The sequence below is a fragment of the Haemophilus sp. 27098_8_127 genome, from assembly GCF_041433495.1.
GTDB lineage: Bacteria > Pseudomonadota > Gammaproteobacteria > Enterobacterales > Pasteurellaceae > Haemophilus_D.
This window is the reverse complement of the sequence record NZ_JAPWBP010000001.1, coordinates 300,442-325,572: the sequence shown is the minus strand read 5'-3', so window position 1 is coordinate 325,572 and position 25,131 is coordinate 300,442. Positions and strand designations below refer to the sequence as shown.

General features: G+C 39.0%; 21 protein-coding genes. 9 read left to right on the top strand and 12 right to left on the bottom strand.

What is annotated here, in order from left to right; translation table 11 throughout:
- Positions 1-5 precede the first annotated feature (5 nt).
- From glgC to glnS, 6 genes are all read right to left on the bottom strand, one after another.
- Positions 6-1,304: a glucose-1-phosphate adenylyltransferase gene (gene glgC, locus O3746_RS01505; RefSeq protein ID WP_070592183.1), complete on the bottom strand. Its 1,299-nt coding sequence runs from the start codon at positions 1,302-1,304 to the stop codon at positions 6-8.
- Positions 1,288-3,312 carry a glycogen debranching protein GlgX gene (gene glgX / locus O3746_RS01500; protein WP_070592184.1) on the bottom strand — a complete coding sequence of 675 codons (2,025 nt, stop codon included), beginning with the start codon at positions 3,310-3,312 and terminating at the stop codon, positions 1,288-1,290. The genes glgC and glgX overlap by 17 nt, the downstream gene beginning before the upstream one ends.
- 17 nt (positions 3,313-3,329) lie before the next feature.
- Positions 3,330-5,519 (bottom strand): 1,4-alpha-glucan branching protein GlgB, encoded by a 2,190-nt coding sequence (gene glgB, locus O3746_RS01495; RefSeq protein ID WP_371447620.1) that lies wholly within the window; start codon positions 5,517-5,519, stop codon positions 3,330-3,332.
- 11 nt (positions 5,520-5,530) lie between these two features.
- Entirely contained in the window at positions 5,531-5,944 is a 414-nt protein-coding gene (locus tag O3746_RS01490; protein ID WP_371447618.1) for a 4-alpha-glucanotransferase, read from the bottom strand.
- A gap of 144 nt (positions 5,945-6,088) precedes the next feature.
- Positions 6,089-6,529, bottom strand: a complete 441-nt coding sequence (locus O3746_RS01485) for a YcgN family cysteine cluster protein (protein ID WP_371447617.1) — start codon at positions 6,527-6,529, stop codon at positions 6,089-6,091.
- Between the two features lie 66 nt (positions 6,530-6,595).
- Positions 6,596-8,269 (bottom strand): glutamine--tRNA ligase, encoded by a 1,674-nt coding sequence (gene glnS / locus O3746_RS01480; protein WP_371447615.1) that lies wholly within the window; start codon positions 8,267-8,269, stop codon positions 6,596-6,598.
- A 222-nt stretch (positions 8,270-8,491) separates the two neighbouring features.
- On the opposite strand from glnS, the gene O3746_RS01475 reads away from it, so the two are divergent.
- From O3746_RS01475 to O3746_RS01460, 4 genes are all read left to right on the top strand, one after another.
- Positions 8,492-9,673, top strand: coding sequence for an efflux RND transporter periplasmic adaptor subunit (locus tag O3746_RS01475; RefSeq protein ID WP_302482276.1), 1,182 nt, complete (start codon positions 8,492-8,494; stop codon positions 9,671-9,673).
- A gap of 18 nt (positions 9,674-9,691) precedes the next feature.
- Positions 9,692-11,623: a MacB family efflux pump subunit gene (locus O3746_RS01470; protein WP_371447613.1), complete on the top strand. Its 1,932-nt coding sequence runs from the start codon at positions 9,692-9,694 to the stop codon at positions 11,621-11,623.
- A gap of 83 nt (positions 11,624-11,706) precedes the next feature.
- The gene (locus tag O3746_RS01465; protein WP_371447611.1) at positions 11,707-13,074 is read left to right on the top strand and encodes a TolC family protein; all 1,368 of its coding nucleotides are present in this window, start codon (positions 11,707-11,709) and stop codon (positions 13,072-13,074) included.
- A gap of 53 nt (positions 13,075-13,127) precedes the next feature.
- The gene (locus O3746_RS01460; protein WP_371447609.1) at positions 13,128-13,757 is read left to right on the top strand and encodes a histidine phosphatase family protein; all 630 of its coding nucleotides are present in this window, start codon (positions 13,128-13,130) and stop codon (positions 13,755-13,757) included.
- A gap of 72 nt (positions 13,758-13,829) precedes the next feature.
- Here O3746_RS01460 and apbC read toward each other — a convergent pair whose 3' ends face one another.
- Positions 13,830-14,942, bottom strand: coding sequence for an iron-sulfur cluster carrier protein ApbC (gene apbC / locus O3746_RS01455; protein ID WP_371447607.1), 1,113 nt, complete (start codon positions 14,940-14,942; stop codon positions 13,830-13,832).
- Positions 14,943-15,103: 161 nt separating this feature from the next.
- Here apbC and metG point away from each other — a divergent pair, with 161 nt between their 5' ends.
- The gene (gene metG, locus O3746_RS01450) at positions 15,104-17,152 is read left to right on the top strand and encodes a methionine--tRNA ligase (protein WP_371447605.1); all 2,049 of its coding nucleotides are present in this window, start codon (positions 15,104-15,106) and stop codon (positions 17,150-17,152) included.
- 104 nt (positions 17,153-17,256) lie between these two features.
- Positions 17,257-18,117 carry an SAM-dependent methyltransferase TehB gene (gene tehB, locus O3746_RS01445; RefSeq protein WP_314788881.1) on the top strand — a complete coding sequence of 287 codons (861 nt, stop codon included), beginning with the start codon at positions 17,257-17,259 and terminating at the stop codon, positions 18,115-18,117.
- Between the two features lie 70 nt (positions 18,118-18,187).
- Here tehB and dapD read toward each other — a convergent pair whose 3' ends face one another.
- From dapD to O3746_RS01425, 4 genes are all read right to left on the bottom strand, one after another.
- A complete protein-coding gene (gene dapD, locus O3746_RS01440) occupies positions 18,188-19,015 on the bottom strand; it encodes a 2,3,4,5-tetrahydropyridine-2,6-dicarboxylate N-succinyltransferase (protein ID WP_005695977.1) in 828 nt (275 codons plus the stop codon).
- 150 nt (positions 19,016-19,165) lie between these two features.
- The gene (locus O3746_RS01435; protein WP_049369068.1) at positions 19,166-19,630 is read right to left on the bottom strand and encodes a glycine zipper 2TM domain-containing protein; all 465 of its coding nucleotides are present in this window, start codon (positions 19,628-19,630) and stop codon (positions 19,166-19,168) included.
- A 23-nt stretch (positions 19,631-19,653) separates the two neighbouring features.
- Positions 19,654-19,953: a hypothetical protein gene (locus O3746_RS01430; RefSeq protein WP_005695975.1), complete on the bottom strand. Its 300-nt coding sequence runs from the start codon at positions 19,951-19,953 to the stop codon at positions 19,654-19,656.
- 4 nt (positions 19,954-19,957) lie between these two features.
- A complete protein-coding gene (locus tag O3746_RS01425) occupies positions 19,958-20,527 on the bottom strand; it encodes a VOC family protein (protein ID WP_049366949.1) in 570 nt (189 codons plus the stop codon).
- Positions 20,528-20,615: 88 nt separating this feature from the next.
- Here O3746_RS01425 and argS point away from each other — a divergent pair, with 88 nt between their 5' ends.
- Complete coding sequence (argS, locus tag O3746_RS01420) at positions 20,616-22,349, top strand: arginine--tRNA ligase (protein WP_371447601.1); 1,734 nt, start codon at positions 20,616-20,618, stop codon at positions 22,347-22,349.
- A 33-nt stretch (positions 22,350-22,382) separates the two neighbouring features.
- Here argS and smrB read toward each other — a convergent pair whose 3' ends face one another.
- Complete coding sequence (gene smrB, locus O3746_RS01415; protein ID WP_295673369.1) at positions 22,383-22,892, bottom strand: endonuclease SmrB; 510 nt, start codon at positions 22,890-22,892, stop codon at positions 22,383-22,385.
- An 84-nt stretch (positions 22,893-22,976) separates the two neighbouring features.
- Between smrB and prmB the strand changes: the two genes are divergently transcribed.
- Both prmB and O3746_RS01405 read left to right on the top strand, forming a co-directional pair.
- Positions 22,977-23,921, top strand: a complete 945-nt coding sequence (gene prmB, locus O3746_RS01410; protein ID WP_295673371.1) for a 50S ribosomal protein L3 N(5)-glutamine methyltransferase — start codon at positions 22,977-22,979, stop codon at positions 23,919-23,921.
- Between the two features lie 97 nt (positions 23,922-24,018).
- The gene (locus tag O3746_RS01405) at positions 24,019-25,083 is read left to right on the top strand and encodes an MFS transporter (protein WP_371447599.1); all 1,065 of its coding nucleotides are present in this window, start codon (positions 24,019-24,021) and stop codon (positions 25,081-25,083) included.
- Positions 25,084-25,131: the final 48 nt, after the last annotated feature.

Below are 25,131 nucleotides of genomic sequence, written 5' to 3'. Positions count from 1 at the left end.
GCACTTTAGTCCAAATGTTCTTCGTTCGTAACTTCTTCACCCTGCAATTTTTTCAACATTGTTGAGGTTACAAGTACAACTTTACCGGTAGAACTTACACGGAAGCGTTTACTGTCAAGGGCTTTGTCCACACCGATTTCCATACCATCTGGAATAATACAATGGCGATCAATAATACAATCTTTCAATGTACAATTTTTACCGATTTGTACTTGCGGTAACACGACACTGTGATCAACAGAAGAGCCTTCATCAATTTTGACTCTATCAAACAACACCGAGTTACTAATAGATGCATCGGTAATCACACAGCCACCACCGATAAGCGAGTTATCTACCGGTTTGACATTCGCTTTTTTATAGAAGAATTTAGATGGATAAGCCTGCACTGGATTACCACGAATTGGCCAGCTTTGATCATAAATATCTAATTGTGGATGCTCTGAAACTAAATCGATATTCGCTTGCCAGAAACTATCGAGTGTACCCACATCACGCCAGTAAATTTCACCTTCAGTGTTTCGGCCCATACAAGAACGGCTGAATGGATGCGCATAAAGCACGCCTTCTTCCAAGCATTTTGGCAAGACATCTTTGCCAAAGTCATGAGATGTGCAAGGTGTGTTTACTTCTCTATCTAGCATTTTATAGAGATATTCTGCATCAAAGACATAAATCCCCATGGAAGCTAATGAAATGTCTGGTTTACCAACCATTGCTGGTGGATCTTTTGGTTTCTCAACGAAGGCTTTCACTTTAAGGTTTTCGTTTACCGCCATGACACCAAATTCACTCGCTTCAGAACGCGGTACCTCAATACAACCTACTGTACATTTTGCTCCACTTCTCACGTGATCCATCAACATGACACTGTAATCTTGTTTATAAATATGGTCACCTGCAAGAATCAAAATGTATTTTGGACGATAGTGATTACGGATAATCGCCATATTTTGATACACCGCATCCGCTGTACCACGGTACCACGTAGAATCATCAATTTGTTGACGGGCAGGTAACATATCAACGAATTCACCACGCTCTTGCGGTAAGAATGACCAACCTGTTTGTAAATGGCGTAATAAAGAGTGAGCGGCATACTGGGTCACGACACCAATGCGATTCAGGCCTGAGTTAATACAGTTGGAAAGCGCAAAATCAATAATGCGACGATTACCGCCAAAATATAACGCAGGTTTAGCACGTTTATCGGTTAATTCATGTAAACGGGAACCACGACCACCAGCCAAAATAAGCACTAAAGTATCTTTAACTAATTCATATTTATTAAGATCGCTTTTCATAACAAACTCCATCGTTTTCATCATCCATATGTTCCAACACTTCAAATGCTATACCGCTCACATCACATTGTTGAATCACGCTATTTTCAGTTTCGGCAATCTTTTTCCATTTACCCTTTGGCAAATAAAAAGATTGCGGTTCAGTTTTTGCATTAATTAAGAAAAGATATTTGCCGTCCAACATAACTTGTAGGGCTTTGCTTTCCCGATTATGCCAATCGTCTAGTGTCATAGGGTTTCCCCCAGTATTCAACCACTCGACATTTTCATCCGACCACCAAGCCTCCTGTTGCAAACTTTGAATTTTTTTTCGAAATGCAATGGTTTGCTTGGTAAAGTCAAATAAGGTTTGGTTAAAATCATCCCACTTTAACCACGTAATTTCGTTATCTTGGCAATAGGCATTGTTGTTGCCATATTGGCTGTTGCCGAACTCATCTCCAGCAAGCAGCATGGGTACACCATTTGCCAGTAATAAAGAGCCTAACAAACCTTTTTCTGATAAAACACGGTTATTTTCGACCGCACTTTGCCATTCATCAGCTAAATCCAGTTGAGAACCTTCTATGCCATGATTGTAGCCATAATTTTCATTGCGTCCGTCACGGTTCTCTTCACCATTAGCATCATTGTGTTTATGGTTATAGCTCACTAAATCTCGTAACGTAAAACCATCATGAGCAGTAATAAAGTTCAAGCTACCATGCGGTAATCGTTCTTCTCGTTTAAAAATATCGCTAGAGCCAGCAAAACGTTCTGCAAAGGCCCCCACTTCACCACTTTGCCACAACCAAAAACGGCACATATCATCGCGGAAACGATCATTCCATTGAGAGAAATAAGCAGGAAAATAACCAACTTGATAGCCGTAATGACCAATATCCCAAGGTTCTGCGATTAATTTAATTTTTTGTAGAACCTCATCCTGTTCCATTTCCGCAAACAATTTTGCATTCGAATTGAAATCAGGCGTTTCACGACCAAGTACCGTGGCTAAATCAAAACGGAAACCATCCACATGACATTCTGTTACCCAGTAACGTAAACAATCTAATACCCATTTGCGAGTGACATCATTAGAAAGATTGAGCATATTGCCGCAACCCGTCCAGTTGAGGTAATCACCATGCTCGCTTTGCCAGTAATAGGTTTTATCATCAATACCGCGTTGGCAAAATGTTGGGAACGTTTTTTCAGATTCAGCCGTATGGTTAAACACCACATCTAAAATCACTTCAATGCCCGCTTGATGCAAGGTTTTCACCATGCTCTTAAACTCATTTAAAGGCTGTTTTTGATCAGCTGCGTAACTTGGTTCTAAAGCAAACATGGCTAGTGGGTTGTAGCCCCAATAATTACGTAATCCTTTTTCTTGCAAATGCGGTTCATCAATGAAGAAGTTCACTGGAAGCAATTCAAGGCTGGTAATACCCAATGATTTAAAATACGCAATATTTTCAGGGTGAGCTAACGCCGCATAAGTACCCCGGATATTTTCTGGAATACGGGAATTTAATTGGCTAAATCCTTTAACATTCAGTTCATACACAATGGTTTGAGCCCAAGGAATGGACGGTTTGCAATCCCCTGACCAATCAAAATGCTCGTCAATAATGTGGCCTTTAGGTGCAACGGCGGCATTATCTCGTTCATCATTTAACACGAAAATTGAACGAGATTCTGGTGAGCTTAAATCCGGTTTATGGCTTACTGCTTTGGCATAAGGATCAAGCATTAACTTTTGCGGATTGGCTAAAGTGCGGTTATTTTTGCCTGTGATTCTGAACGCATACTCATCATTTAACTCAACGCCTTCAATTGCCACATGCCAAATATCATCGGTTCTGCTCATGGCAAAACGGCTTTCTTTGCCATCACGGAACAAACAAAGTTCAACAGCATCGGCCGCACTAGAAAACAGCGCAAAATTCGAAATTTTTAGGCCGTTTTCCAGCGTTTGAGAATATCCCATTGGGGAAGGTTTGCCATTGTTATAAATACTAAACATTGTGTTTTTCGCGATTGTTATGCTTTATATTTTAAATAGATCGTTGCGAGTGGCGGAATGGTCACGCTAATCGAATTTTCACGTCCGTGACTTGCGATCGCTTCGCTTTCTACCAAGCCAAAATTACCTACGTTTGAACCTTGATAATACATTGAGTCAGTATTCAAAATTTCTTCGTATTCACCCGCAACATTCACACCGATACGATAGCCTTCGCGTGGTACTGGGGTGAAGTTGCTGATCACAATAATGCGTTCACCCTTAGTGCTTTTACGTTCAAAAGCAAAGACTGAATTTTCCGCATCATCTACCACTAACCAATCAAAGCCTTCCGGTTCACCGTCTAATTCAAAGAGCGGTGCATTTTTTTGATAAATTCCGTTCAAATCTTTGACTAATTGCAATACGCCTTTATGCCATAGGCCACCATGGTTTTCGTCAAGTAAGAACCAATCCAAACTTTCTTCATAATTCCATTCACGACCTTGAGCAAATTCATTCCCCATGAATAATAATTTCTTGCCTGGATAGCCCCACATATAACCGTAATAGGCACGTAAATTAGCGAATTTTTGCCATGTATCGCCCGGCATTTTGCCGAGTAACGAACATTTTCCATGTACGACTTCATCATGAGAAAGCGGTAACACAAAGTTCTCGCTATATTGATAAATCATTCCGAAGGTCATTTTGTCATGATGATAACGACGATAAACTGGATCGAGTTGCATATAACTTAGGGTGTCATTCATCCAGCCCATGTTCCATTTGAAATTAAATCCAAGCCCCCCATTTTCTGTCGGATGGGTTACGCCACCGAAAGAAGTGGATTCTTCCGCAATCGAAATAGCACCGGACACCTCAGAATGGATTTTCCAGTTGGTATGTTTTAAGAATTCAATGGCTTCTAAATTTTCACGACCGCCATATTGATTCGGAATCCATTCGCCTTCAGCTCGGCTATAATCGCGATAAATCATTGATGCGACCGCATCTACACGGATACCATCTACACCAAATCGCTCAAGCCAATACAGTGCATTACTGGATAAGAAGTTTCTCACTTCATTACGACCATAGTTATAAATTAAGGTATTCCAGTCTTGATGATAGCCTTCACGTGGGTCAGCATGTTCATATAAGGCTGTACCATCAAATGCCACTAAACCGTGTGTATCACTAGGGAAATGCCCTGGCACCCAGTCTAAAATCACATTAATGCCTGCTTTGTGCGCTTTTTCGACTAAGCGTTTAAAGCCTTCTGGTGTACCAAAACGACTCGTTGGTGAATACAGCCCTATCGGTTGGTAGCCCCAAGAGCCATCGAATGGAAATTCGGAGAGTGGTAAAAACTCGATATGGGTAAAGCCCATATGTTTTACATAAGGAATAAGCTCATCGGCAATTTGGTCGTAATCTAGCCAGAAATTATTTTCTAAATTACGGCGCCATGATCCCAAATGTACTTCGTAAATCGAAATAGGTTGATTACGTTGGTTCGCTTTACGACGTTGCTCCGTCATTTCGACCACATCTGGCAACATGCTGATTTCTGATGCTGTATCTGGACGCAATTCCGATCTGAATGCATAAGGGTCAGCTTTTAAACGAAGGTTGCCGTTGCAATCAATCAATTCAAATTTATAGCGTTGACCCAGGCTAGCTTTGGGTAAGAATAATTCCCATACCCCACTTGCCGGATGGAAACGCATTGGATGACGACGACCGTCCCAATAATTAAAATCACCTACCAACGAAACGCGCTTAGCATTTGGCGCCCATACACGGAAATTTACGCCCGGTACACTGTCACATTCAGTAAAATGTGCACCTAATACTTCATAAGGACGCAATAACGAACCTTCCGCTAATAACCATTGATCCAAGTCATTAATCATTGGATGGAAACGGTACGGATCTTCAATAATTTGGGCTTCTACGCCCCAATACACTTTTAATTGGTAGGTAAAGAAATGGTGAATCTCTGGCACAATCGCAGCAAAAAATCCGCGGTCATCCAGTTTTTCTAGTTCGACAACGATGGATTGACTTTCTTTGTCAATCACTTCGACTTTATCTGCATCGGGTAATAAAGCACGAATCTCAATACCATTGTGAGTTTCATGCATGCCTAATACAGCAAAAGGATCGGCATGTTTGCCATCAAAAAATGAATTAATTACTGATTGAGCGACTAATTTCGTCATGACATACTCCTTTATGCTTTGCAAGCTTGATTATTTACAACCGATTGTATTTTCTCGTTTGTTGAGCGGCAAAAAGCATTAAACGATAATAGATAAAAGGCAAAGCAGGCAATGAATGAAAGTGCTGTTGAATATGGAATGGTTTTTTCAAACTGAATTTGGTTTTGCTCGTCGAGCAATTGATAACGCAAAAAAGCATCAAGAGGAGAAGAAAACGCGGTTAAATCATCATGAATGGGTTCATTTTCAAAGGCACAAATTACATCTTGGAACGGTTGGTTTTGTCCAATATTCGGCGGAAATTGCAACTGCTCGATAAAATAATCAATAGAGCTTGGCGAGGCATAAATTAAATGCCCGTCAATATCATAATGGGAAAGTGAAATGCCAAGTTTTTCAGCGGATTGTTTAATGGATGAGGTCATTTGCATACAACTGATAACATATCTACATAATACTTATTAAGTATTATAGGTAAGCAGGGTTGAAATACAATTGCCAATCTCGCAAATTGTGACCTAAATCAAAAAACAAAGTTTAAAGAGAATAAAAAAACAACGAAATTTAAATTATTCAGTTTCAATGACAAATTCAAACCAATCAATGACATCTTCTTCGTGCACGCCATCTGGAATTAAAATACCTGCATTTTTCACTGAATTAGGATCACCGCTGATTAAGGGATGCCATTCGGGCAAAGGTTTACCTTCATACAATAAACGATAGGCACAGGTATTCGGCAGCCAACCAAAATCAGGCAAATTCTTTTTGGTTAATTTCGTACAATCACTTTCGATTTTAAAACGTTCAGGATAATTACGACACTTCCCTGTTTCCACATCTAATAGATTGCAAGCAATGCGCGTGTAATAGAGTTTTTCACGCTTGCCCCGCCCTTGAATATATTTCCGATAACAGCATTTCCCGCAGCCATCACATAAGACTTCCCATTCGGATTCCGTCATTTCAAGGAGCGATTTTGTTTGCCAAAAATGAGATTCAAATTGCATAGTGAAACCAATAAAAAAGTGCGGTCAAAATTTACGTGATTTTTGACCGCACTTTGTTGTTTAGAATTAGAAGCCTTCTTTTAAGCTTACGGTTAAGTTAAACACTAAGTGCTCTGGGCGGCTGTCTTTGTTATCCGCACAGAAATAACCTTCGCGTTCAAATTGGTAACCTTTTTCTGGTTCTGCATTTGCAAGGCTTTGTTCTACAAAACCGTGTTTCACCACTAAAGAGGTTGGATTTAACACGCTTTCGATGTCTTCTGCTGCACCTGGATTTGGTACGGTGAAAAGACGCTCGTATAAACGGAACTCTGCTGGGTGATGATGGACTGCAGATACCCAGTGAATCACCCCTTTCACTTTACGACCATCGGATGGATTTTTACCTAAGGTTTCTGGATCGTAAGTACAGAAGATGGTGGTGATTTCACCATTTGCATCTTTTTCGACACGCTCCGCTTTAATCACGTAAGCGTTACGCAAACGCACTTCTTTACCTAATACTAAACGTTTATATTGTTTGTTTGCTTCTTCACGAAAGTCTGCGCGATCAATATAAAGCTCTTTTGTAAACGGTAATTGACGCTCACCTAATTCTGGACGATTCGGGTGATTTGGTGCCGTTAAGGTTTCTTCGCCTTCAAAGTTTTCAATCACTACGCGAACAGGATCAATCACCGCCATTGCACGTGGTGCATTTTCATTTAAATCGTCTCGAATGCATGCTTCAAGCGCAGAATACTCTACGACGTTATCTTGTTTAGTCACACCAATACGACGGCAGAATTCACGTAACGAAGCCGGGGTATAACCGCGACGACGTAAACCTGAAATGGTTGGCATACGCGGGTCATTCCAACCATCTACAATGCCGTCGTTCACTAATTTCAATAATTTACGTTTAGACGTTAATGTACCTTCTAAATTCAAACGTGAAAATTCATATTGATGCGGTAATGGACGTTCAATACTAATATTTTCCAACACCCAGTCATATAAACGACGGTTGTCTTGGAACTCTAATGTACATAAAGAGTGTGTAATACGCTCAATCGCATCAGAGATACAGTGAGTGAAATCGTACATTGGGTAAATGCACCATTTATCACCAGTTTGGTGATGGCTCGCAAATTTAATACGATAAAGCACGGGATCACGCATGACCATAAATGGTGAAGCCATGTCGATTTTTGCACGAAGACTTAATGTACCTTCGGCAAACTCACCGTTTTTCATTCTTTCAAATAACGCGAGGTTTTCTTCGATACTACGATCACGATATGGGCTGTTTTTACCTGGCTCAGTTAATGTACCGCGATACTCACGCATTTGGTCTGGTGAAAGTTCATCTACATAGGCTAAACCTTTTTCGATTAACTCAATCGCATAGCCATAAAGTGCATCGAAGTAATCAGATGCATAACGCGGTTCACCTTCCCATTTAAAGCCTAACCATTCCACATCGGCTTTAATGGAATCCACATATTCCACGTCTTCTTTCACCGGATTGGTATCGTCAAAACGTAGGTTACATAAACCGTTATATTCTTTTGCTAAGCCAAAGTTTAAGCAAATCGATTTTGCGTGGCCAATATGCAAATAGCCATTTGGCTCAGGTGGGAAACGAGTATGAACACTTTTGTGTTTACCCGAAGCTAAATCTTCATCAATAATTTGAGTAATGAAATTGTGTGTGCGGGCATTTTCCGCATTTTCTAGAGTGTGTTCTGTATTGCTCATAAATTTCTCAATAAATTGAAAATAATTTCCCCATTCTATACGAAAAGTCTGGCGTTGTGAATTTGATCACAAAACTAACCGCACTTTCATTAAATTAATGACTGAATTTTTTAGAATTTTTAGGTCTAACTTGAAGATTTTTCGTGCAAACTGAAAAGTTTACCTTTAGAATACCACTTTACTGAACAAACGTTCATTTTTATTTAGGATAACAAAGTCTTTATGAAAAAACGCTTTTTTATTTTACTTGGATTAGCAGTTGCTGCTGGCGCAGCTTATTATTTTTTCTCAAACAATAACAAACAAGAAACCACCTATCTGACGGAATCCGTTACCCGTGGTAATGTGGAAAAAACAGTTGTCGCTTCTGGTTCAGTTGAAAGCGTGAATGAAGTTGATGTTGGTGCTCAAGCTTCAGGTAAAATCACTAAACTCTATGTCAAATTAGGGCAAGAAATCAAAAAAGGCGAAATGATCGCGGATATTGATTCCACAACCCAAATTAATACCTTAAATACCAAAAAGGCCGCATTAGTCAGCTATCAAGCTCAATTAAAAGCGAAGAAAACCGCTTATGATGTAGCCCTTTCAAGCTATAACCGCTTATCAAAACTTTATACACAAAAAGCGACGTCTTTCGATAGTTTGAATACTGCAAAAAGCACACTTGATAATGCGAAAGCTGAAATGGAAGCCATTGAAGCCAATATCAAACAAGCTGAAATTGAAGTGAATACCGCAGAAACCAATGTGGGCTACACCAAAATCACCGCACCAATGGACGGTACTGTTATTTCCGTGCCCGTTTCTGAAGGTCAAACTGTTAATGCCAACCAAACGACTCCAACGATTGTAACCATTGCTGATTTAAGCAAAATGAAAATTAAGCCTGAAATTTCAGAAGGCGATATTACTAAAGTTAAAGCAGGTCAAGAAGTTAGCTTTACTATTTTATCGGATAGCCAAACGGTGTATCACTCCGTCATTAATTCTGTTGATCCAGCCAATACCACGACAAGTGATAGTTCTTCAACGTCATCTTCGACAAGTTCAAGTAGCAGCTCCACAACCAGTGCGATCTACTATTACGCCAATGTTTTAATTGATAACCCTGATCGTACCTTACGCATCGGAATGACGACAGAAAACAACATTAAAATTGCCAATGCGAAAGATGTGTTATTGGTTTCCAATATGGCTATTCAAAAACGTGATGGCAAAAGCTTCGTGAATGTATTGAATAACAAAAATCAGCCTGAACAGCGTGAAGTTGAAACCGGTGTACAAAATGATTTCCAGACTGAAATCAAATCTGGTTTAAACGAAGGTGAAAAAGTTATCGTGTCACAAGTGGCCAATGGTGAAAAAGTAGGCTCCATGCCTCGTGGTCCAAGAATGTTCTAAAAGTGCGGTAGAAAATTAATGAATATTATTGAAATTAAGGATCTCAACCGTTACTTCGGTGAAGGCGAAAATCGCGTTCATATTTTAAAGAATGTCTCTTTAAATATTGAAAAAGGCGATTTTGTCGCGATTATTGGGCAATCAGGTTCCGGCAAATCGACCTTGATGAATATCATCGGATGCTTGGATACGGCAACCAGTGGTTCTTACAAAATCAATGGCAAAGAAACTATTGAATTAAGCAAAGATCAGCTTTCAGATTTACGTAGCCAAAAATTCGGTTTTATTTTCCAACGCTATAACTTATTGTCGAGCTTGACCGCAGCAGAAAACGTTGCCTTGCCTGCAATTTATGCAGGAATGTCGCAAGAAAAACGTCTTTCTCGTGCAAAACAGCTTTTAGAAAAATTAGGTTTAGGCGATAAATGGCAAAATAAACCCAGCCAGCTTTCTGGTGGTCAGCAACAACGTGTGAGTATTGCGCGTGCGTTGATGAATGGCGGTGAAATTATCTTAGCCGATGAACCCACTGGTGCATTAGATTCGCAAAGCGGACAAAATGTAATGGAAATTCTGCGTCAATTACACGCAGAAGGCCACACTATTATTATGGTAACCCACGATCGTGAAATTGCCGCCAGTGCGAATCGCGTGATTGAAATTAAAGATGGCGAAATCATTGGCGATACACAAAAAGAGGCGGTAAAAAATGCGGTCGAAAATCAAACCAAATCTAAACCGCACTTTGGGTTTAGCAAAGATCAATTTGTCGAAGCCTTTCGTATGTCTGTGAGTGCGATTATCGCCCACAAAATGCGTTCTCTTTTAACCATGCTCGGGATTATTATCGGGATTACCTCCGTGGTTTCCGTCGTGGCATTGGGAAATGGTTCACAGCAAAAAATTTTAGAGAATATCAAAGGTATTGGTACAAGTACCATGACCATCTTTAATGGTACAGGCTTTGGCGATCGTCGTGCTGAACAGATGCAGAACCTTACAATTAATGATGCCACTGCCTTAAATCAACAAAGCTATGTACAAAGTGTCACGCCAAATAGCTCATCAAGTGGCACATTAATTTATGGTAATCAAACTTTCTCCTCGACCAGTTTAAAAGGTGTAGGCGAACAATATTTTGATGTAGATGGCTTAAAACTAAAATCTGGTAATTTATTTTCGGCTCAAGATGTCGCTGATAACAACCAAGTAGCCTTAATCGATGAAAGTGCGAAAAAGTCGATTTTCCCAGATGAAAATCCTATTGGCAAAATTGTGATGTTTAATAAACGTCCATTACGTATTATCGGCGTGGTATCTGATAAACAAATGGGCGGTGCAAGTAGTTCACTTAATCTCTATGCGCCTTACACCACCGTGATGAATCGTATTTCGGGTAGCAAAAAAATTGGTTCAATTACCGTTAAAGTGGATGATTCGGTGAATACTACTGTCGCTGAAAAAGGAATTACTGAATTGCTGACCATGCGTCATGGCAAAAAAGACTTCTTCATCATGAATAGTGACACTATTAAACAAACCATTGAAAGTACCACTGGCACAATGAAATTGCTTATTTCTTCCATTGCCTTTATTTCATTGATTGTAGGCGGTATTGGTGTGATGAATATCATGTTGGTTTCTGTCACTGAACGAACCAAAGAAATTGGTGTGCGCATGGCTATTGGTGCGAGACAATTTAACATTCTGCAACAATTTTTAATTGAAGCCGTGCTGATTTGTTTAATTGGCGGCGTGACGGGGATTCTGCTTTCGGGCTTAATCGGTCTGCTATTTAACGTATTTATGACTGACTTTACGATGGCATTCTCAACTGGCTCAATTGTTGCAGCGGTGGTCTTCTCTACCCTGATTGGTGTGATCTTCGGTTATATGCCGGCAAAACGTGCGGCACAATTAGATCCAATTACCGCCCTTGCGAGAGAATAAAGAAATTTTGTAAAACACAAAAGAGCGGTTAAAATTCTTACTAATTTTTGACCGCACTTTAATTAAAAAGAAAGGAAAAATCCATGTTAAAAATGAAAAAATTAACCTTAGCAATCGCGATAGCAACTGCTCTAGCAGGTTGTGCTAACATCGGCGATTCTTATAAAGCGAGCCAGCAGGATTACCAAAATTATGCGGAAATCACCAAACAATTTAATGTAAAAGAAAACTGGTGGGCGCTTTACAATGATTCACAATTAAATCGTGTGGTAGAACAAGCATTAGTCAACAACAAAGATTTAGCCAAAGCGTCTATTGCCGTAAACCGTGCTTTATATAATGCAAACCTTGCAGGCGCGAATTTAATTCCGGCATTTAGCGGTTCAACCCAATCTTCTGCGGGTAAAAATCTGAAAACTGGTGGCAACTCAACCATCAGTCATAAAGGTGCATTAAATGTGAGTTATACGTTAGATCTATGGCAACGTTTAGCGGATACCGCTGATGCCGCCGAATGGTCACACAAAGCAACGGCTGAAGATTTAGAAGCAACGAAACTTTCACTTATCAACTCTGTTATAACAACCTATTATCAAATTGCCTACTTGAATGATGCAATCAGCACCACGCAAGAAAGCATTAAATACTACAACGACATTAGCAGCATTATGCAACGTCGTTTATCTCAAGGTGTTGCAGACAGCGCAAGTGTAGATCAAGCACAACAAGCGGTATTGAACGCACGTAACAACTTGATCAACTATCAAACACAACGTAAAACAGCAGAACAAACTTTACGTAACTTACTGAACTTAAAACCAGAAGAAGCATTAAATATCAACTTCCCACACATTCTTAATGTAAAAAATGTAGGCGTAAATTTAAATGTACCTGTTTCTGTGATTGCAAACCGTCCTGATGTAAAAGGCTATCAATATCGCTTAAGTAGTGCATTCAAAAATGCAAAAGCAACTGAAAAAGGTTGGTTCCCTGAAGTGACTTTAGGTGGCAGCTTAACATCAAGTGGCACTAAGGTCGGTAACGCATTACACAATCCTGTTGGTACAGGTTTAATTGGCATTAGCCTACCATTCCTCAACTGGAACACGGTTAAATGGAACGTGAAAATATCTGAAGCAGATTATGAAACCGCACGTTTAAACTATGAGCAAAGCATTACTAAAGCCTTGAACGATGTAGATACCAACTACTTCGCCTATACACAAGCACAAAGTGCTTTTGCTAACTTGCAAAAAACACACAGCTATAACCAACGCATCACTAAATACTATCGTGATCGTTACAATGCTGGTGTATCTGAATTACGTGAATGGCTCGCCGCGGCAAACACAGAGAAAAGTTCTCAACTTTCTATCTTGAATGCAAAATACAACATCATTCAGGCAGAAAATGCCGTATATAGTTCAATGGCAGGTTATTACTCCCGTTAAAATCATGATTAAGGAAGTTTCGGCTTCCTTAATCTTTTTTATGGACATGAAAAATGAAAAAACAGCTAACTTTTTATTTCATTCGCCATGGTAAAACTGTTTGGAATACAGAAGGTTTAATGCAAGGTCATGGCGATTCTCCTTTAACAGAAGAAGGCGTTATTGGTGCGAAAAAAACAGGTGTGGCACTTAATCATATTCCTTTCATTGCTGCTTATTCCAGCGTATTAAACCGCACTATCGCAACCGCCTCTCACATTATCGGTGAACGTGATATTCCCCTTTTCCATCACCAAGGTTTAAACGAACAGTATTTTGGTTCTTGGGAAGGCAAAGTTGTTGATACGTTAAGAGAACACCCAGAGTTCAAACAACTCATTAAAGATCCTGCCAATTACAAAGCTCAAGTAAATGGCGGAGAAACATTCGAACAATTAGGCAAACGTGCCATGAAAGCCTTACAAGATATTATTAAGATCCACGATCAAGGTAATATTCTTATTGTGTCTCATGGCCATACCTTGCGTTTATTGCTTGCCTTGTTAAACGGCGCAACCTGGCAAAACCACCGTGATGAAGATAAATCGGTATCACTTATTAATACATCAATTAGTGTTGTACATTATGACGATGAGAACGGTTTTCACGTTGAGAAAATGAATGATGCGGATCATTTAAAATAAGCAAATTTAGATAAAAAATAACCGCACTTTGGATGACCTAAAGTGCGGTTAATTTTTATGATGTTTTTGTGATTATTTCACTTCGCGGAATAAAATCTCGCTTGGAATCACAGAACCTTGCCAGTAAAGCTCGGTTGATACTTTCTCCGCTAAATCTAAGAAAGATTTCGCAATTTCACTGTCTGGCGCGGCAACTACGGTTGGTTTACCCGCATCCAAATCTTGACGAACTTGGATATTCAACGGTAACTGACCTAATACTTTCACATTGTATTTTTGTGCCATTTTTTCTGCACCACCGGTACCAAAAATCGCTTCGTGGTGTCCACAATTGCTACAAATATGCATAGACATATTTTCCACAATACCTAACACTGGCACAGATACGCGTTCAAACATCGATACACCTTTCACCGCATCTAATAATGCAATATCTTGTGGTGTTGTGACCACTACCGCACCCGTTACTGGGATTTGTTGTGAAAGGGTCAACTGAATATCACCTGTACCCGGAGGCATATCGATCACTAAGTAATCTAAACTATCCCACAAGGTCTCGTTTAAAAGCTGGCTTAATGCACTACTTGCCATTGGACCACGCCAAATGGTTGCGTTGTCTTCATCCATTAAGAAACCAATCGAGTTTGCAGATAAACCATACGCTTTAATTGGAGTGATATGTTGGTTATCTGGTGAGGTTGGGCGTTGATGCGGCGCACCTAACATATGTGGAATAGATGGACCGTAAATATCTGCATCTAAGATCCCTACGCGAGCACCTTGAGCTTGTAAAGAAAGCGCAAGATTCACCGAAACGGATGATTTCCCTACCCCGCCTTTACCTGAAGTCACTGCAATGATGTTCTTCACACCTTTTACAGCGGGTTGATTATTCGCACGTTTTAACGTTGCGATTTGATAATTCACTACCCATTTGATTTCTTTGCTATCCGTTGCTTTTAATAATGCATCAGAAAGCTGTTGTTTCACTTGCTCTACGCCAGTGTTCCATGCAAAAGGCAGTTGTAATTCAATACGCAATACATCGCCACCTTTTTCTACTTTCTTCAAAGTATTTAATGCGATTAAATCTTTTTGCAAACTTGGGTGTTGAAATTGTTGGAAAAGTTGCAGAACCTGAACTTGTTGTTCTGCTGTTAAATTTTCAGAAAAAGCAGTTGCCATAACATTCCTTTAATAGTAGTAGGTAGTAGAGTAAATTTGTCAGGGATATTCTACCCCTTTTCCCCCTCAAATGTTAAGCTAAAAGTATAACTAAACTAGAAAAAATCGCACTAATCGGGTAACATACTCGCAATTTTTGCAAAAAGAATAAGAGAAAAATAATGACAACTCAACCTCGTAAAATTTTAGTCACATGTGCATTACCTTATGCAAATGGTGCCATTCATTTAGGCCATATGTTAGAACACATTCAAGCAGATATTTGGGTGCGTTTTCAGCGTATGCGTGGTAATAAAATTTATTTTGTGTGTGCTGATGATGCACACGGCACACCAATCATGCTTAATGCTGATAAATTAGGTATCACACCAGAAGAATTAATCGCAAAAGCAAAAGCCGATCACGTACGTGATTTTGCAGGTTTTAATATCAGTTTTGATAACTATCACTCTACTCACAGTGAAGAAAATAAACAACTCACTGCGGACATTTACAATAAATTAAAAGCAAAAGGCTTCATTAAAACAAAAGTCATTTCTCAGTTATTCGATCCTGAAAAGAACATGTTCTTACCGGATCGTTTCGTCAAAGGGACTTGCCCAAAATGTAAAGCTGAAGATCAATATGGTGATAACTGCGAAGTTTGTGCTTCGACTTATAGCCCGATGGATTTAATTAATCCTCGTTCAGCTGTATCTGGTGCAACACCAATCATCAAAGAATCTGAACATTTCTTCTTTGACTTACCCGCTTTTGAAGAGATGTTAAAAGAATGGACTCGCTCTGGCTCACTTCAACCGGAAATTGCAAACAAAATGCAAGAATGGTTTGAAAGTGGTTTGCAACAATGGGATATCTCTCGTGATGCACCTTATTTTGGTTTTGAAATCCCAGGAGCTAAAGATAAATTCTTCTATGTTTGGCTAGATGCCCCAATCGGCTACATGGCTTCTTTCAAAAATCTCTGCGATCGTGAAGGTATTGATTTTAATGAATTCTGGGGAGAAAACAGCGATGCAGAACTTTATCACTTTATCGGTAAAGATATCGTATATTTCCACAGCCTATTCTGGCCAGCGATGTTAGAAGGGAGCGAATACCGCAAACCAACCAATGTATTTGCGCACGGTTATGTCACCGTAGATGGTGCAAAAATGTCAAAATCACGCGGTACATTTATCCAAGCCAGTACCTATTTAAATCACATTGATCCAGAATGTTTGCGTTACTACTATGCAGCGAAATTAAACGATCGCATTGAAGATCTTGATTTCAATTTGGAAGATTTCGTTCAACGTGTCAATACGGATATCGTGAATAAATTAGTCAATTTGGCTTCTCGTAATGCTGGATTTATCACAAAACGTTTTGAAGGCAAATTAGCAGATAAACTAGAAGATGAAGCGCTTTTCAATGAATTCACTGCACAAGCTGAACAAATTGCTGCTTATTATGAAAGCCGCGAATACAACAAAGCGATTCGTGAAATCATGGCATTAACCGATAAAGCTAATAAATATATTGATGAAAAAGCCCCTTGGGTCATTGCAAAAGAAGAAGGCAAAGAGGGTGAATTACAAGCAGTTTGCTCAATGGGTATCGAGCTTTTCCGTGTATTAATGTCTTACTTAAAACCGGTTCTTCCGAAACTGGCTGAACGTGCAGAAGCGTTCTTACAAACAGAACTAACATGGGATAATATTGCACAGCCATTATTTGGTCATCAGCTTACTCCATTTAAAGCCCTTTTCTCTCGTTTAGAGAAAAAACAAATTGATGCTGTTGTAGAAGAAACTAAAGCACTTTTCGCTGAAGCAAACAAAGCGACAGAAAAAACAGCGGCAAAAGCGACCGCTCTTTCAAATGTCGAACCAATTGCTGATACCATTACCATTGATGATTTTGCTAAAATCGATATGCGTGTGGCAAAAGTACTGAAATGCGAAGCAGTACCTGAATCAAACAAACTCTTACGTTTTGAATTAGATTTAGGTGACCATACTCGCCAAGTATTCTCTGGCATTAAAGCGGCTTACAACAAACCTGAAGAATTAGAAGGTCGTTTTGTTATTGTGGTAGCAAACCTGGCTCCTCGCAAAATGAAATTCGGTGTATCAGAAGGAATGATTCTCTCCGCTGGTACTGGTGGAAGTGATTTATTCTTACTTTCAGCTGATAGCGGTGTGACTGCCGGTATGCAAGTAAAATAATTTAATATTTAGGCGACTTTGGTCGCCTTTTTTATTGCCAAACAGAACCAAATACCATACCATATCAATCAGCTATTTATCAAGCAAATTAAAAGGAATTCATTATGACAAACGAACTTATCTGCTATAAACAAATGCCGGTTTGGACAAAAGATAAACTACCTAAAATGTTCCAAGAAAAACACAATACAAAAGTGGGCACTTGGGGCAAACTTACGGTGTTGAAAGGTAAGCTTAAGTTTTATGAGCTAACCGAAGATGGAGATGTTATTGCTGAGCATATTTTCACGCCTGAAAGCAACATTCCGTTTGTTGAGCCACAAGCCTGGCACCGAGTTGAAGCCCTTTCTGATGACTTAGAATGTACGCTTGGTTTCTATTGCAAAAAAGAAGACTACTTCAGCAAAAAATATAATATGACGGCAACGCATGGTGATGTGGTTGATGCAGCTAAAATTATTAAGCCTTGTAAAGTGTTAGATTTAGGCTGCGGACAAGGTCGTAACTCCCTTTATTTAAGTTTAAAAGGTTACGATGTGACTTCTTGGGATCACAACGAAAACAGCATTGCCTTCTTAAACGAAACCAAAGATAAAGAAAACTTGAATATCAAGACTGCAGTTTATGATATTAATACCGCCAATATTCAAGAAAACTACGACTTTATTGTATCAACCGTGGTATTTATGTTCTTAAATCGTGAGCGAATTCCAGCCATTATTAAGAATATGCAAGAACACACCAACCCAGGTGGTTACAACTTAATTGTAGCAGCGATGTCTACACCTGAGGTACCTTGTCCATTAGCATTCTCATTTACGTTCTCTGAAGGTGAATTAAAAGAATACTACAAAGATTGGGAATTCTTAGAATACAACGAAAATATGGGCGAATTACATAAAACCGATGAAAACGGCAATCGCATTAAATTAAAATTTGCCACAATGTTAGCAAGAAAAAAATAATTCACAATTTAGAAAAGAAAATGACCGCACTTTGTCATATAAATTGCGGTCATTTTTTATGGTATTTTAATTACTCTTCAATAGAACGTAATAATTCGTTGATACCTACTTTACCTAAAGTTTTTGCATCAACTTTTTTCACGATCACTGCACAGTATAAGCTGTATTTACCACATTTAGATGGAAGGCTACCTGAAACCACTACAGAACCAGCAGGAACGCGGCCATAGAATACTTCACCAGTTTCACGATCGTAGATCTTCGTTGATTGACCAATGAATACGCCCATAGAGATCACGCAACCATCTTCCACAATCACGCCTTCAACGACTTCAGAACGTGCACCGATAAAACAGTTATCACCGATAATGGTTGGGTTTGCTTGTAATGGCTCTAATACACCACCAATACCTACACCACCAGATAAGTGTACATTTTTACCAATTTGCGCACATGAACCAACAGTTGCCCATGTATCAACCATGGTACCTTCACCCACATATGCACCAATATTTACATAAGATGGCATTAATACACAGTTTTTAGAAATGTATGCCCCTTTACGTACTGTTGCAGAAGGTACAACACGGAAACCTTCTTGAGCAAAACGCTCTTCTGTATAGTCAGCAAACTTCAATGCCACTTTGTCGTAGTATTTGGTTTCTGCCCCATCAATGATTTGGTTATCATTGATACGGAAGGATAACAATACCGCTTTTTTCAACCATTGATGAGTAACCCATTCGCCATCAATCTTTTCTGCAACACGGTATTTACCGCTATCTAATCCTTCGATCACTTCTTCGATTGCTGCACGAGTTTGTGCATCAACTGTTTTAGGGGTAATTTCCGCACGTTTTTCAAATGCAGCTTCAATAACTTGTTGTAAATTTGACATTTTGCTTCCTATTGTTGATGTGAAATAACGGTTGATAGTTGTATCATATTTTTGACTTTCAAGCAAAAAACAACCGCACTTTCTTTTGATTTAAAACATAAAAAAAGCGAACCTTATTATGGCTCGCTTTTTTCTATTTTTTCGTTTAAGTTAGTTGATAACAGAAACATTTAATGATGAACCGCCAACGATTCTTACGCGACGACCTGCTTTAAAGCTAGGATCCGCTTTTTGAACCACAACGATCTCTTCTCTATTATCTTTTCTGATAACAAGCTCTGCACCATTAACTTGGCTCATTTTCTCTTCAATTTTGCTACCTGCAATAGCACCACCAATCGCACCAATAACACTTGCAATGGCTTGACCAGTACCACCACCGATCGTACTACCAGCGATACCACCTAAAGCACCACCACCAACTGAACCAATGACACCATTGTTATCAGCTTGGATTTTAACAGGACGAACAGATACGATTGTACCATAACTAATTGAACGAGCTTCTTTTGCTTGATCTGCAGAGTATACATCACCACTAAAAACATCGGTGTTTGCACAACCCGTTAAACCAACAGACATCATAAGTGCTAATGCTACTGTTACTTTTTTCATAAAACTAACCTTCTAAAAATGAATTAGATTGGGTTTCTTGGAGACCAAGTAGAAACGTTTTTCACGCCTTGACCGTTGTCAGATACTTTCACACAAGCACCAGTTACTAAAGTTGAATCGTATTTGTGAACGATAACTTCTGTTTCACCTTCTTGTTTGTATGAGCAGTCGTTTTTACGAACGGTTAATTTTACATCATCACCTTGGAATTCGGTGAAGATAACTTGACCTTTATAAGCGCTTTCATCTTTTTGTGATTGAGATGAACAAGCTGATAAACCTAAACTTAATAAGACAGTTAATGCTAAGGTAATTTTTTTCATTACACTAAACCTCGAGTATTTTCTTTATTGTATAAGGATGAACCTTTATGCAAACGTGATTTTCTGTTTTATCAACAAAACTCACTGCAATGGATGGATTGGGCAATTGCTCCCCTTCCACCTTAGGTTCGCTCACCTTCATGGTTAATTGAGTTAGTTCCTTCCATAAAAATGTATTGCAAATTCGATTAACCCAATCCTCAACAGATTCATGAGATAAAAACGGCATTACAATTTCAATATGTTCCCAAGTTTCTTGGGGATATTGTTTATTTTTAGGAAACGGTAATTCAATAACATCGACAGGCTGACCAATGAAATCAACTGGCTCATCTAATTCAATCAAATAGATAGGACGCCCATTGACGATATTATCGCTTAAAATTCTACCGCACTTTAATAACTCTGTCAGCCAATTTTTTGCTTTTTCTTCAGTATTTGCTCTTAAAGCTAAATGATCAATTTGATAATCCGCTAAATTCACTTTCATGACGGCAGCTAATTGCTGAATTTTTTCTTGAAATAGAGGCAACTCTTGATAAAGTGCGGTCGATTTTTCCATTAAATTTGACATTTTCTCTTGCTCTTACTTTGAGAAATCTATAAACAACGGTATCATAGCCGATTATTTTCATTATTCAATTTCAAGATTAGGAAAAACAGTGAATATTCAATCTATTTTATCCGATAAAATTAAACAGGCGATGATTGCAGCTGGTGCTGATGAACAATGCGATGCGCTTATCCGTCAATCTGGTAAACCGCAGTTTGGTGACTACCAAGCAAACGGCATCATGGCTGCTGCTAAAAAACTAGGTTTAAATCCACGTGAATTTGCACAAAAAGTATTAAATCATGCGGATCTTTCTGATGTTGCTGAAAAAACTGAAATTGCTGGTCCAGGTTTTATTAATATTTTCTTAAATCCTACTTGGTTAGCGAATAACGTTTCTGCCGCATTAAAAGATCAAAATCTAGGTGTCAGCGCAAATGAAAAACAAACTATCGTGATTGATTATTCTTCACCAAACGTTGCGAAAGAAATGCACGTAGGTCACTTACGTTCTACCATTATCGGTGATGCTGTTGTTCGCACCCTTGAATTTTTAGGTCACAATGTTATTCGTGCAAACCACGTAGGTGACTGGGGTACGCAATTTGGTATGCTTATTGCTTATCTTGAAAAAATGGAAAATGAACACGCAAGCGAAATGGAACTTCAAGATCTTGAAGCATTCTATCGCGAAGCGAAAAAACATTATGATGAAAATGAAGCCTTCGCTGAAAAAGCCCGTAACTATGTGGTGAAATTGCAAGGTGGAGATGAATATTGCCGCACAATGTGGAAAAAATTAGTTGATATCACCATGCAACAAAACCAACGTAACTACGATCGTTTGAATGTCACATTGACCGAAAAAGATGTGATGGGTGAAAGTCTTTATAACCCGATGTTACCTGCTATCGTTGAAGATCTGAAAAAACAAGGTTTAGCGGTTGAAGATGAAGGTGCATTAGTGGTTTATCTTGATGAATTCAAGAATAAAGAAGGCGAACCGATGGGCGTTATCGTTCAGAAGAAAGATGGTGGTTTCCTTTATACCACTACCGATATTGCAGCGGCTAAATATCGTTATGAAACCTTAAAAGCGGATCGTGCATTAGTGTTCTCTGATACACGTCAAAGCCAACACATGCAACAAGCGTGGTTAATTACGCGTAAAGCAGGTTATGTGCCAGACAGCTTCTCACTTGAACATAAAAACTTCGGTATGATGTTGGGTAAAGATGGTAAACCATTCAAAACTCGTACTGGTGGTACCGTAAAATTAGCAGATTTATTAGATGAAGCGATTGAGCGTGCAACGGTATTAATCAATGAGAAAAATACCAATTTATCTGACGATGAAAAAGCAGCGGTTATTGAAGCGGTGGGTATCGGTTCGGTGAAATATGCGGATCTTTCTAAAAACCGTACCACTGACTATGTATTCGATTGGGATAATATGCTCAGCTTTGAAGGTAATACCGCGCCTTATATGCAATATGCTTACACACGTATTCGTTCAATCTTCAATAAAGCAGACGTGAATCCAACCGCACTTGCAGAAGCGAAAATTCAGCTTTCTGATGAAAAAGAACGTGCATTAGCCATCAAATTGCTTCAATTTGAAGAAGCGGTTCAAACTGTGGGCAAAGAAGGAACACCGCATGTGCTCTGTGCTTATTTATATGAATTGGCAGGTGTGTTCTCCTCATTCTATGAACACTGTCCAATCTTAAATTCTGAAGATGAAAGCGTAAAATTAAGCCGTTTAAAACTTGCTTCTCTTACAGAGAAAACCTTAAAACAAGGTCTAGAGTTATTAGGCATTAAGACAATCGAAAAAATGTAAAAAAGTGCGGTCAATTTCGACCGCACTTTTTCTTTACACATCCACTAAAATGAGTATCGCCGCTTCTCCGCCCCATTCTTTGGGAGCTTGGTGTAACGCTCGAACTTTAGGATGCTGAACCAACCAACGTGGAATTTGTTTTTTCAACGTAAAGGTTCCATAGCCGGTCATGATGCTCGCGCAATAAACATGCTCATCTTCACAAGCTAACAACAGTGCTGCCAATTCCATTTTGGCTTGCTCACGGGTTAAACCATGTAAATCCAAAAATAATTCGGGTGAAAAATCGCCACGACGAAGTTGTTTCAATAAATGACTATCTTCCCCTTCGCGTAAATATTTGATGACACCATCATGTTCATTTAGCAATGGTTCATATTCATCGGAAAAATAGAAAAGTGTATCTTCTTTTTCTCGAATATCACGTAAATGGGATTTTTTTTGACCGCTCTTTTGACGAGGTGCCACAAAGATATCTTGCTTGATGGGTTTAATCCCTTTTGTTTCCGCCCGAAAAAGATCGAAATCATCTGGTTCTGTCATTATTTTTCTCAATTTGTTATTTTGCTTAATGATAGCACATCTATTCTATGGTATAACTAGCCAAATTTTTTATTGAGGCAGAAAATGGAAACCTTACACAATCAAGAACTTGTTGCGACAATTTTAGAAGATAACGTGGCAAGTGAATTAACAACTATTCAAGATTTTTTACGCTGGACATACAGCACATTCAACCGTTCTGATATTTACTACGGGCAAGGCCATGACAATGCGTGGGATGAAAGTCTTCAATTAGTCCTTGCGGGGCTTCAATTACCGCTCGATTTACCGCAAGATTTATTTGGTAGCAAACTTACTCATTCTGAAAAAGAGACTTTAGTACAATTAGTCTTAAGCCGAATTGAACAACGTGTGCCAGTAGCTTATTTAACGAATAGTGCGTGGTTCTGCGGATTAGAATTTTATGTGGATGAGCGTACGATTATTCCTCGCTCGCCAATTAGTGCATTAATCCAAGATAAATTTGCTCCGCTTTTAAAATCTGAACCAAAACATATTTTAGATCTTTGTACTGGCAGTGGTTGTATCGCAATCGCGACGGCTGAAGCCTTTCCTGAAGCAGAAGTAGATGCCGTCGATCTTTCTGTGGATGCATTAAATGTGGCGGAAATCAATATTGCGCGCCACCAATTAGAACACCGTGTTTTCCCGATTCAATCAGATTTATTCCAAAATCTCTTCGGTCAACAATATGATTTAATCGTCACCAATCCGCCTTATGTGGATGAAGAAGATTTGGCAGATATGCCGGAAGAATTTCATTATGAACCTGAATTAGCTTTAGGTTCGGGTGTTGATGGCTTAGAAATCACGAAACAAATTTTAAAACAAGCACCAGATTATTTAACGCCAAATGGCGTGCTCGTTTGCGAAGTGGGCAACAGCATGGTAAGTCTCATTGAACAATATCCAGATGTGCCATTTGAATGGGTTGAACTAAAAAATGGTGGCCTGGGTGTATTTGCCATTAGCCGCGAAGATTTAGTGAAATATCACGATTCTTTTTAATCTCAAGTGCGGTTAAAAATCGTCGTAAATTTTGACCGCACTCAACCAATTACTGGCGCGCGTTCTAAACGCGTGCTTTTCTTTTTTTAATAAAACAATGAATTTACAAAAACTTTTACTGACTCGTCGTTTCTTTTCTACCCTTGCATTTTTTTCCATGCAAACGGTATTTTTCATCTATTTACAAGGGAAAGGATTAAGTAACAGCGAAATTGCCTTTTCGCTCTCGTTGCTTTTTTTCTGCAACCAAGCATTGGCTATTTTAGCCGGTATCTGGGGTGACCGCTTTGGACTGGCAAAAATGATGTTGCTCGGATGCTTTTTAGATGTCATCGCCTATATTTTCTTTCTCTCTGCAGACAATTACATTCTGCTTTTAATTGCCACCACCTGTTTTGGCTTAGGCAGCTGTTTGTTTGGTACCAATGCGAAAGCCTGCCTATTGGTGCTCGCGGGTGAAGAATACAAAGAGAAAACCCGATCACAGGGAAAATATTTAAAAGTCACCTCCATGTCGTCTATGTTTGCGCCCTTATTGGTGATTCCATTTATCAAATATAATCATATTGAATGGTTGATTTGGGTCTGCTTTGCGATGGAAGCGGTTCTCTTTGCCTTAATGGTTAAACCATTTTATCAAATTCAAACTTTGCAAACCTTAGTGAAATTTCGCTTTGCCCAAATTAAAGAAATCATCACTAAAGAATTTTTATTGGTGCATTTGATGTTGTTTATTCCCCTTTCCATTGCAACGTCATTCTTTGTGATCTTCCCTTTCCTGTTTGACAACAAATTAGGTATGCCGGAACACTCCCCCATTGCACTTTTTGTGAATGGGTTGTTGACTGTATCACTACAAAGTTATTTTTCTCGAAAAATTAATTTAACAATTAAACAAACCCTATGGGTGGCGCCAATCTTGGCCATTGGCATTATCTTACCTTGGTTTATTACGTTGAAATATATTTCTGTGGTTTCTGCTTATATTTACTTGGTCATCTTCACGGTAATTGAAGTCTATGCTTTAACCGCGATGGCAAATTTATTAGTAAAATTTGATAATGGTACAAACCGAGGTTTTATCTTTGGCTCATCACGATTATTGCTTTCTATCGCAACGGTTATCGTCATGAACTTAGTGCCACATTTGTTTTTATTGTAAAAAAGAAACGGTCAGAATTCACATTAAATTCTGACCGCACTTTTATAT

What these genes read in the sequence shown, in the direction of transcription:
- glgC (WP_070592183.1), bottom strand. Translation starts at nt 1,304, where the DNA reads ATGAAAAGCGATCTTAATAAATATGAATTAGTTAAAGATACTTTAGTG.
- glgX (WP_070592184.1), bottom strand. Translation starts at nt 3,312, where the DNA reads ATGTTTAGTATTTATAACAATGGCAAACCTTCCCCAATGGGATATTCT.
- glgB (WP_371447620.1), bottom strand. Translation starts at nt 5,519, where the DNA reads ATGACGAAATTAGTCGCTCAATCAGTAATTAATTCATTTTTTGATGGC.
- O3746_RS01490 (WP_371447618.1), bottom strand. Translation starts at nt 5,944, where the DNA reads ATGACCTCATCCATTAAACAATCCGCTGAAAAACTTGGCATTTCACTT.
- O3746_RS01485 (WP_371447617.1), bottom strand. Translation starts at nt 6,529, where the DNA reads ATGCAATTTGAATCTCATTTTTGGCAAACAAAATCGCTCCTTGAAATG.
- glnS (WP_371447615.1), bottom strand. Translation starts at nt 8,269, where the DNA reads ATGAGCAATACAGAACACACTCTAGAAAATGCGGAAAATGCCCGCACA.
- O3746_RS01475 (WP_302482276.1), top strand. Translation starts at nt 8,492, where the DNA reads ATGAAAAAACGCTTTTTTATTTTACTTGGATTAGCAGTTGCTGCTGGC.
- O3746_RS01470 (WP_371447613.1), top strand. Translation starts at nt 9,692, where the DNA reads ATGAATATTATTGAAATTAAGGATCTCAACCGTTACTTCGGTGAAGGC.
- O3746_RS01465 (WP_371447611.1), top strand. Translation starts at nt 11,707, where the DNA reads ATGTTAAAAATGAAAAAATTAACCTTAGCAATCGCGATAGCAACTGCT.
- O3746_RS01460 (WP_371447609.1), top strand. Translation starts at nt 13,128, where the DNA reads ATGAAAAAACAGCTAACTTTTTATTTCATTCGCCATGGTAAAACTGTT.
- apbC (WP_371447607.1), bottom strand. Translation starts at nt 14,942, where the DNA reads ATGGCAACTGCTTTTTCTGAAAATTTAACAGCAGAACAACAAGTTCAG.
- metG (WP_371447605.1), top strand. Translation starts at nt 15,104, where the DNA reads ATGACAACTCAACCTCGTAAAATTTTAGTCACATGTGCATTACCTTAT.
- tehB (WP_314788881.1), top strand. Translation starts at nt 17,257, where the DNA reads ATGACAAACGAACTTATCTGCTATAAACAAATGCCGGTTTGGACAAAA.
- dapD (WP_005695977.1), bottom strand. Translation starts at nt 19,015, where the DNA reads ATGTCAAATTTACAACAAGTTATTGAAGCTGCATTTGAAAAACGTGCG.
- O3746_RS01435 (WP_049369068.1), bottom strand. Translation starts at nt 19,630, where the DNA reads ATGAAAAAAGTAACAGTAGCATTAGCACTTATGATGTCTGTTGGTTTA.
- O3746_RS01430 (WP_005695975.1), bottom strand. Translation starts at nt 19,953, where the DNA reads ATGAAAAAAATTACCTTAGCATTAACTGTCTTATTAAGTTTAGGTTTA.
- O3746_RS01425 (WP_049366949.1), bottom strand. Translation starts at nt 20,527, where the DNA reads ATGTCAAATTTAATGGAAAAATCGACCGCACTTTATCAAGAGTTGCCT.
- smrB (WP_295673369.1), bottom strand. Translation starts at nt 22,892, where the DNA reads ATGACAGAACCAGATGATTTCGATCTTTTTCGGGCGGAAACAAAAGGG.
- prmB (WP_295673371.1), top strand. Translation starts at nt 22,977, where the DNA reads ATGGAAACCTTACACAATCAAGAACTTGTTGCGACAATTTTAGAAGAT.
- O3746_RS01405 (WP_371447599.1), top strand. Translation starts at nt 24,019, where the DNA reads ATGAATTTACAAAAACTTTTACTGACTCGTCGTTTCTTTTCTACCCTT.